Below are 7,048 nucleotides of genomic sequence, written 5' to 3'. Positions count from 1 at the left end.
ATACCCTTAAACGGCTACCCATACCTTTGTTACCGTGCTTGATACATCGACTTTATTTACTTATCTTCACACAGTTTGGTTTTTTTATGTCGTTCTACTTAGCAGCATTTGAAGGATGGCGACAAGCCTATGGTCAAATTTGGCTTAAAAAAATTATTGATTTGATTGATTATGATTTAGAATTTAGTGAACAACAGAAAGAATTATTAAAAAAATACTATAAGGCTAACTTTAACTTGATAGATAAAATAGAAAAAAGTGGCTTATCTGACGAAGAAAAACAAGAAATTAGCAATAGTTTATTTATGCCCAAATAATTTTTGTTTACGCCCTCACTAAATCTGGGCATAAGCTAGTAGGATCAACGATTCTTTGATACAAAGCACTATCTGGTGACTGACACAAACCCTGAAAAACTGGCTCGGTCATATCTTAACACTTATGGCTGGAGTCACTGGCAATAGAGTAGAGTTTGTATGCTTGCATTAATGATGGCCTTATCTACATCTAACTTTTTAGTCTAACAACTCCATCTAATCTGGAGCCGCAGCTACCATATTCCCAAACATCTGCGGTTGTGCCTCCTCAAAAGTTAGCATCAGCCCCTAACGCTCATCAATTGTGAGGGTACTGAACGAGTTTTTGATTGATTTCACTCCAGATTCCACCCGTTTAATCACCAACGAAGCATAAAATATTATTAATAACATCAATTCTAAATAAACTAAATTGAATGACTCGGTTTGTACATGACGAATTTGCTAAAGATTATCTGGAAGAACTGTTAAAACCGTATGGGGAAGTAAAACCCTCACAAAAAGTATCAGGAGAGATTAAAGAAATTGATGTGTTATTCACACCATCAGCACAACCAAACTCTAATTTAGAATTGTTAGGACTACTGGGAAGATTTGCCGAATTTCCAGCAATATTAGAACCGTTTCGGAATGCAGCTTCTAGTGACGAAATTTGTGATTGTCTTCAAAAATTATTAGAAGTAAAAGCTTTATTGCGGCGAGAGGCTAAAGCAAATAAAACCAAACTCCAGGATTCAAATATTCCGAAACTATGGATTTTGACTCCAACTGCATCCCCAGCCATATTATCGAGCTTTAATGTTAATCAGAAATCGGGGTGGTTGCCAGGAATATACTTTTTAGGTGATGCTTTAAGGACAGCAATTGTAGCCATACATCAACTACCATCAACACCGGAAACGTTGTGGCTGAGAATTCTGGGCAGGGGAAGTGTACAGTCACAGGCAATTATTGAGTTGCAAGCTTTACCATCAAATCATCCATACAGAAAAGCGACGCTAGAATTAGTTTATAATTTGCGCGAAAATTTAAAAATCAATCAAAATTTAGAATCAGATGACAGAGAGTTAATTATGCGATTAGAACCACTTTATCAGCAAGACCGCGAAAGAGCCAAACAAGAAGGAAAACAAGAAGGAAAACAAGAAGGACAACAGGATGTAATTCTACGTCAACTAAATCGTCGTTTTGGTGAAATCGATGCAGTGTTGATTGAACGAATTCGAGGATTATCTATTGAGCAATTGTCTCTTTTAGCAGAGGCGTTATTAGATTTTGCCGTTGTGACAGATTTAGAAGCTTGGCTAAACCAGCAAGCCGGGTAACAAAGTGAAATAAACTACAGCCAGCTAATCGCACCCCACAGACCTACAACCGTCCCCAAAGTTCACTCATACTTGCCACTGCCCCAAACCTAAAACTTACGCCATCCATTCCATCCACTCAGGAGCCTCGGCCACCAACTCCCCGAACATCACAGGTTGCACCTCCTCAAACGCCAGCATCACCCCCCAACGCTCATCCGAAGTGAGAGTAGAGAGGAACTCTTTAACTGCTTCCACACCAGACTCTACTTGTTCCATAAAGCCAGCAGCGTAAGATTTAACCTGCTGCCACCAAGAATCAGTAGAGTTTTCCCGTCCGCCAATATCCTCATTACTGGGGAGTGATGTTGTGTCAGTGATTTGTGTCTGTATATTTATATTATTACTGACTGACACCAACTCCCGATTTAACCACTTCTTGAAAATCCCATCTCGTCCATCATCCGGTGTAACAAACTTATAAACGCACTCCCGCTTCCCTCGTGGCCCCAACCGCCCCACATAGGACAACCGCAGATCAACCTTGTCGAGTAATTTCTGTGCGATCGCCACAGGAGTCAGCTTATCCGAAACAGTCACATTCAAATAATTCTTGATCAAATACCGATGCTGTAGCGCGATTGCCTTAAACTCCTGCATCTTTTCATCAGAACCCCGCAACTGTTTCCCTGACTTGAGCAACTGCAACAGCTTCAATTCTTCCAGCAACAGCACAGAAGACAACATCTGCCCTTTGTTGAAGTCGGGTTTCCATATAGCATTCTCCCCAACTTCAGCCAGCCCCTTAGCTCTTTTACTGTCGCGGTTGGCTAAAAACTCCCGCCCCACCGTCAGATAATAGTGCAGCCGCAGTTGAGGATACCACCCGTCATCGTCTTTCTCTACTAACTCAGGCGTAACCTCCACTTCATAACGCCGGGACAACTCACCCTTACGTTGCTGGTATCTTTCCTCTTCAGTCTTCACCCGCTTTTCTTGCAATTTCTTCAGTTCGGCATCAGACACATCATCAGATTCAGAAACCCCCAAGCATTGACCAGCATATAATTCTTTGGAGGCTGCTTTGACTTCTTTAACCACTTCCTTGGTTTCGTCAGGGTCGCAATCATCAGCATCAATAATCGTATAGCCATCAGCCGCCAAACCCTTCAGCACAAATTCCTGATAACGGCGCATCTCAACGTTGATGACAGCACCTCGCTTACCCCAAGTCTGCAAAGATTCGGGTTGAAAGTTCTGGTCAATGAACGAGTAATCATCATTGTCAGCCGCAGACAACAGAGCAATGTTAGCCTGGGTTGCGATATCCTGACTCCGCAACAATCCACCCATAGAAGTTGAACCATTGCCCACAGTCCCCATCCCGTACTGGCTCACCCATATATGACGGTCAACTGTTTCCCGCAATCGTGCCAACATCTGCCGCACTGAATCCACAGGCTGCACTCCCTGGAAGATGCCCCAGACAGAGTTAAAATGACCCTTGATGTCGATAGACACGCCAGTTTCAAGGCTGGGTGAGGCTATGACTAAATCATACTGGGTCAGGATTTCGTTGAGATGAGCGATACACTCATAAGCTGGGTGTTTCGGGTTTAAAACCGAATGGCTGTCAATTCGCAGTATCCGCAGGTAAGGGAATTTCTTTTTAAATCGTTGTTCTAATGCCTGAGTACCCCATTTTGACTTTGCTTTTTGAGCAGAACAACATAATAAATGGTGTCCGCCTTTTGCGATCGCTTTGTCTAACGCTGCAATCAAATTCTTAGGGTTACTCCCAGAGTAGTTGTAGCACTTACCAGACACAGGCTGATAGTTATTGACGATGACAAAGGGGTTAACTCGATATTCTCCAGCCAGAGACAAAATGTACTTAACATCGGTATCTGAGGCATCAGCAGAAGACAGATAGATTTTACCGTGTTCGCTACCCAAAACATTTTGGATCAGCTGCTTGAAATTTCGCAGTATCGCTACCCGCCGCTTGGCCACATCAGTAGTAGAGTGGAGCAAATGCCAGAACACTTGGTCGCATTCATCAATAATAATGACATCGTTTGACCAGTCGTTGGGGTTGAAATGGGCTTGACTATCTTTGTGCAAAGAATCTACGCACACACCATACCCCAACAAACCACCTGTGTCAGAGGTTTTAATCTCGCTAACGTAATCAACGCCGAAGCGATCGCACAAAGCCTCACCCAGTTGAATGCGGTGGGTGATGATGAGTACCTTTCGCCCTTGGTCGTGGGCTTTTGCTACTTCCTGAGACAACCACTGCGTTTTACCCGTTCCCTTTGGAGCTTTGAGGACGATGAGCTTTTCTCCTTCGGGTGCAATCAACCCACCCAAGAATCTTTGGTTGAGCGCGATCGCTGGCGGATAAGTCAGCAGAGTAAACAGCTTAATTTCCCACAACTCCAGCGTTTCGGCTGTGTTGTACAGAGCATGGAAGGCATCTTGTCCTTGAGCAACAACAAAATCATCAACACCCTTTTCGGTTCCCGGCAAGTCAATTACTCGTAGCTGACAACCTTCGTTTACGAGCAATCGCCCCATACGGCTGATAGCGGTTCGCACTCGTTGGGCAGTTTCGGGTTTGGTGTCATTGTCGAAGCAGATGTTAATTTGTCTGCCTTGTGTTGCGAAATGTTTTAAGTCAGGAATAAGGGAAGGTTTACCAGTGGCAGTCCCGTATTCATCCTTTGGTGTGCGGTAGCCAGCGTTAACTCCAGGGATGGCGATCGCTGCATACCCAGCACTCAACAAACAAGCGGCTTTTTTGGCTCCCTCTACGATAATCACTGGCACGTTGTTCTTCCATACCCAGTGCCAGAAGCCCCCTGGATGCTGTAGATCCTCGTCAGTGATGGGAATACCGCAACGGTTTGAGATTTTCACCCAAATCGTCTTGGTGACTTGCAAAAAGAAAGCCCGTGTTTGCTCCCTGTACGGATGCTCATACTTGATGAATTTGTGAATCTTCTGCGGATCACGCCTTGGTTTGTCGGGTTTGAAGCAACCCCAAAGCATTAAAATATAGTCGTTGAGTGGGTCAATGCCGTTACACCACCAACCACCAAGTTCAATGTGCTGGTATTTTTTCAAATCCCTGTCTCGCAATCGTCCATCGTTACGGCGGGATATTTTATCGCTGTACAACAGGTATTCATAAGGTGTTGTACTAGTCAGCGATCGCACGTTGAGAGCAATCAATTCTTCGTCAACGCCACTGTCGAGCCATTCTTGCAGATGATGAGATTCAGGATTAGTTGCTATGGCCATGTTTCCTCCTTGTACAGACGCATGAAAAAGTAAGCGGTATCCGGCTGTACCGCTTTAAAGTGCTTGTTACAGAGCTAATTACTTTGAACTAAGCAGGTGCTATTACAACGCTCAGTTTTGTCCTGTAGAAAAAACCTCAATCAAAATACTTTCGGGGTACAAGCCGACTCTGCCAAACCTGGGGTCATGAATGCGTTCAATTTCGATGTTTTGTTTACGGCACAAAGCACTGGCCTTCTTTCCTTTGGCACTCGCTTCTTTTGCTGATATTTCTAAACCTTGAAGATTAGCGAAACCCACGATACTGTATTTATGACCGGAGGGGGTGTTGAACCTGTCTTGTTCAATTTCTACATCCTTGAGTCGGCGCAAGATTTCGGCTTGCTGTTGTTGTTGTTGAATTAAGCGTTGCTCCTGCTCGGCCATCTGTTGTGCGATCGCGGCGAGTAACTGAATTTGGGTCATAGATTGCTGCTGTACAGATTCTTGGCTGATTATCACTTTCATCAGAGTTCTGTTGGCCCACAAACGAAACTCAACCGATACCCATTGAGCCAAATCAATCGCTATTTCTGGGTGAACCCAAGTTCCCTGAGAACTGCCATAGCCATCAATTTCAATGACTAAAGACGATATCGGGATTCCGATGTCGTTTGAAAGTGCTGTCCAGTAAGCTTTTGTAGACTTTCTTTCTTTGTAATGTCCCCAAGATTTATTGTTGGCATGGCACATTTGCGTTGCATTCACATAACCTTTGGGGATGCTGTACTTGCCTATCTCGACATCTTGGGGAATTTGATTAATTTCGGAGTTTCGCCATAAATGTGTCAACATAATTGACTCTCCTGTTATTGTTCAAACTGTTGTAAATTGCTCAGACATTCACTTTCACCAAGTCTTCTTCTCGCACCAATGAAAAGCGGTTGGTCGTGGTCGATGCTCGGACAAAAGCAGGTGATATCAACTCCACCAGATAAAACCAAGACTTCTCGATTAGCTCAATCCCCAGAATCAGCCTTTGATTTGTGCCGTGATTGGGAAAGCGCAACATGACGCGATCGCCTAACACGAAAGATGGTTTAGTCAAGGTGTTGGGTTGGATTTGACCAGTGCCGATGATTTGGTGTTTTGTTGTGTAGAGGAAGTCATCTTTGATCTCAATAACGTAATTCCAGCAATTGCCATACCACTGCACACCGCAACAGTAGCCGGATGTTCTGTTGTCTTTGAAATAGACTTTCTCTAACAAGCTGACTTCAAGGCGTGGAATTTGATTACCCCAAGGTGGTGAGAGATACCAGCATCTTTCCAAGTCGGTGATTTGTTCTGTCACGTTTTTCCTCCAAATTTTTGACACATGAAACTGTCGCGGCATTGCAACTATGCCGCTTGAGATTTTTGAGTTTCGTAACTAAGAGCTATTCGTTAGTAAATGCTTATGCTCGTAATGGATGAGTGCTAAATTAACCTGTTATTAACTGTCAGTTATTCCTAATTTCATCAACAAGCATTACTGTTTTTGAGCGTGTAATAATCAAGCGATAATACGAGTATTAATTACGTAGCCAGTAGTAGACTCATGACTGATGGCTATAAAATTGATACCCGTTCTTTTTTTTGACATAAAGTTGCTTCAAATTTGAAATAGGGTTTTACTCAGCCATCGTTCTGTCCGCCCAAGGCCATCGCTTGGGATCTGGGTGATGAGCGTCGAAAAAAATAAATTCGTTCTCATCCCAATCCAGATGCAGACAAAGGTGGATTTCATCAGGGTCAACTTTATAGGCGTGTTTGCGGTGCCAGGAATTAGCACCAGTTAACTCCCAGCTATAACTTTCTGAATAAATATCTGCTATTACTACTTGCGATGCTGCATTTTCAACTGCGGTAACTGTAGTCGGAATTTTTTTCTCATCCTCATCAACCAAAAATAAGTTATACGCAGGTGGCATCTGCACAATATCAAGGAAATACTTGATAATTTCTGGTACTGCATTTTGAAGTGTTGTGCGATCGCACTCTAGTAGTCCACCAAGGCAATTTTGCTGGGTTAAATGCTTGGATATAAACGCTGCATTTTTTTACGTGCATCCTTGGTTTTAAAACCCCAATAAACACTGG

6 protein-coding genes are annotated in these 7,048 nt (G+C 43.4%); 2 read left to right on the top strand and 4 right to left on the bottom strand.

The genetic code is table 11. The features are described from left to right. A partial coding sequence (locus H6G76_RS35660) for an NACHT C-terminal helical domain 2-containing protein (protein ID WP_206757045.1) occupies positions 1-317 on the top strand: 317 nt, incomplete at its 5' end. 416 nt (positions 318-733) lie between these two features. Next, a complete protein-coding gene (locus H6G76_RS35655) occupies positions 734-1,642 on the top strand; it encodes a DUF4351 domain-containing protein (protein WP_190710911.1) in 909 nt (302 codons plus the stop codon). A 96-nt stretch (positions 1,643-1,738) separates the two neighbouring features. Here the strand turns inward: H6G76_RS35655 and H6G76_RS35650 are convergent, their stop codons facing one another. The 4 genes from H6G76_RS35650 to H6G76_RS35635 all read right to left on the bottom strand — a co-directional run bounded on the left by H6G76_RS35650 (position 1,739) and on the right by H6G76_RS35635 (position 6,879). Further along, entirely contained in the window at positions 1,739-4,927 is a 3,189-nt protein-coding gene (locus H6G76_RS35650; protein ID WP_190710910.1) for a plasmid replication protein, CyRepA1 family, read from the bottom strand. A 111-nt stretch (positions 4,928-5,038) separates the two neighbouring features. Further along, the gene (locus tag H6G76_RS35645) at positions 5,039-5,761 is read right to left on the bottom strand and encodes a KilA-N domain-containing protein (protein ID WP_190710909.1); all 723 of its coding nucleotides are present in this window, start codon (positions 5,759-5,761) and stop codon (positions 5,039-5,041) included. Between the two features lie 40 nt (positions 5,762-5,801). Then, a complete protein-coding gene (locus H6G76_RS35640) occupies positions 5,802-6,260 on the bottom strand; it encodes a DUF1392 domain-containing protein (RefSeq protein ID WP_190710908.1) in 459 nt (152 codons plus the stop codon). 319 nt (positions 6,261-6,579) lie between these two features. Continuing rightward, entirely contained in the window at positions 6,580-6,879 is a 300-nt protein-coding gene (locus H6G76_RS35635) for a hypothetical protein (protein WP_190710907.1), read from the bottom strand. Positions 6,880-7,048 lie beyond the last annotated feature (169 nt).

The sequence above is a fragment of the Nostoc sp. FACHB-152 genome, assembly GCF_014697475.1.
GTDB lineage: Bacteria > Cyanobacteriota > Cyanobacteriia > Cyanobacteriales > Nostocaceae > Nostoc_B.
This window is presented reverse-complemented; position numbering and strand designations above follow the sequence as displayed.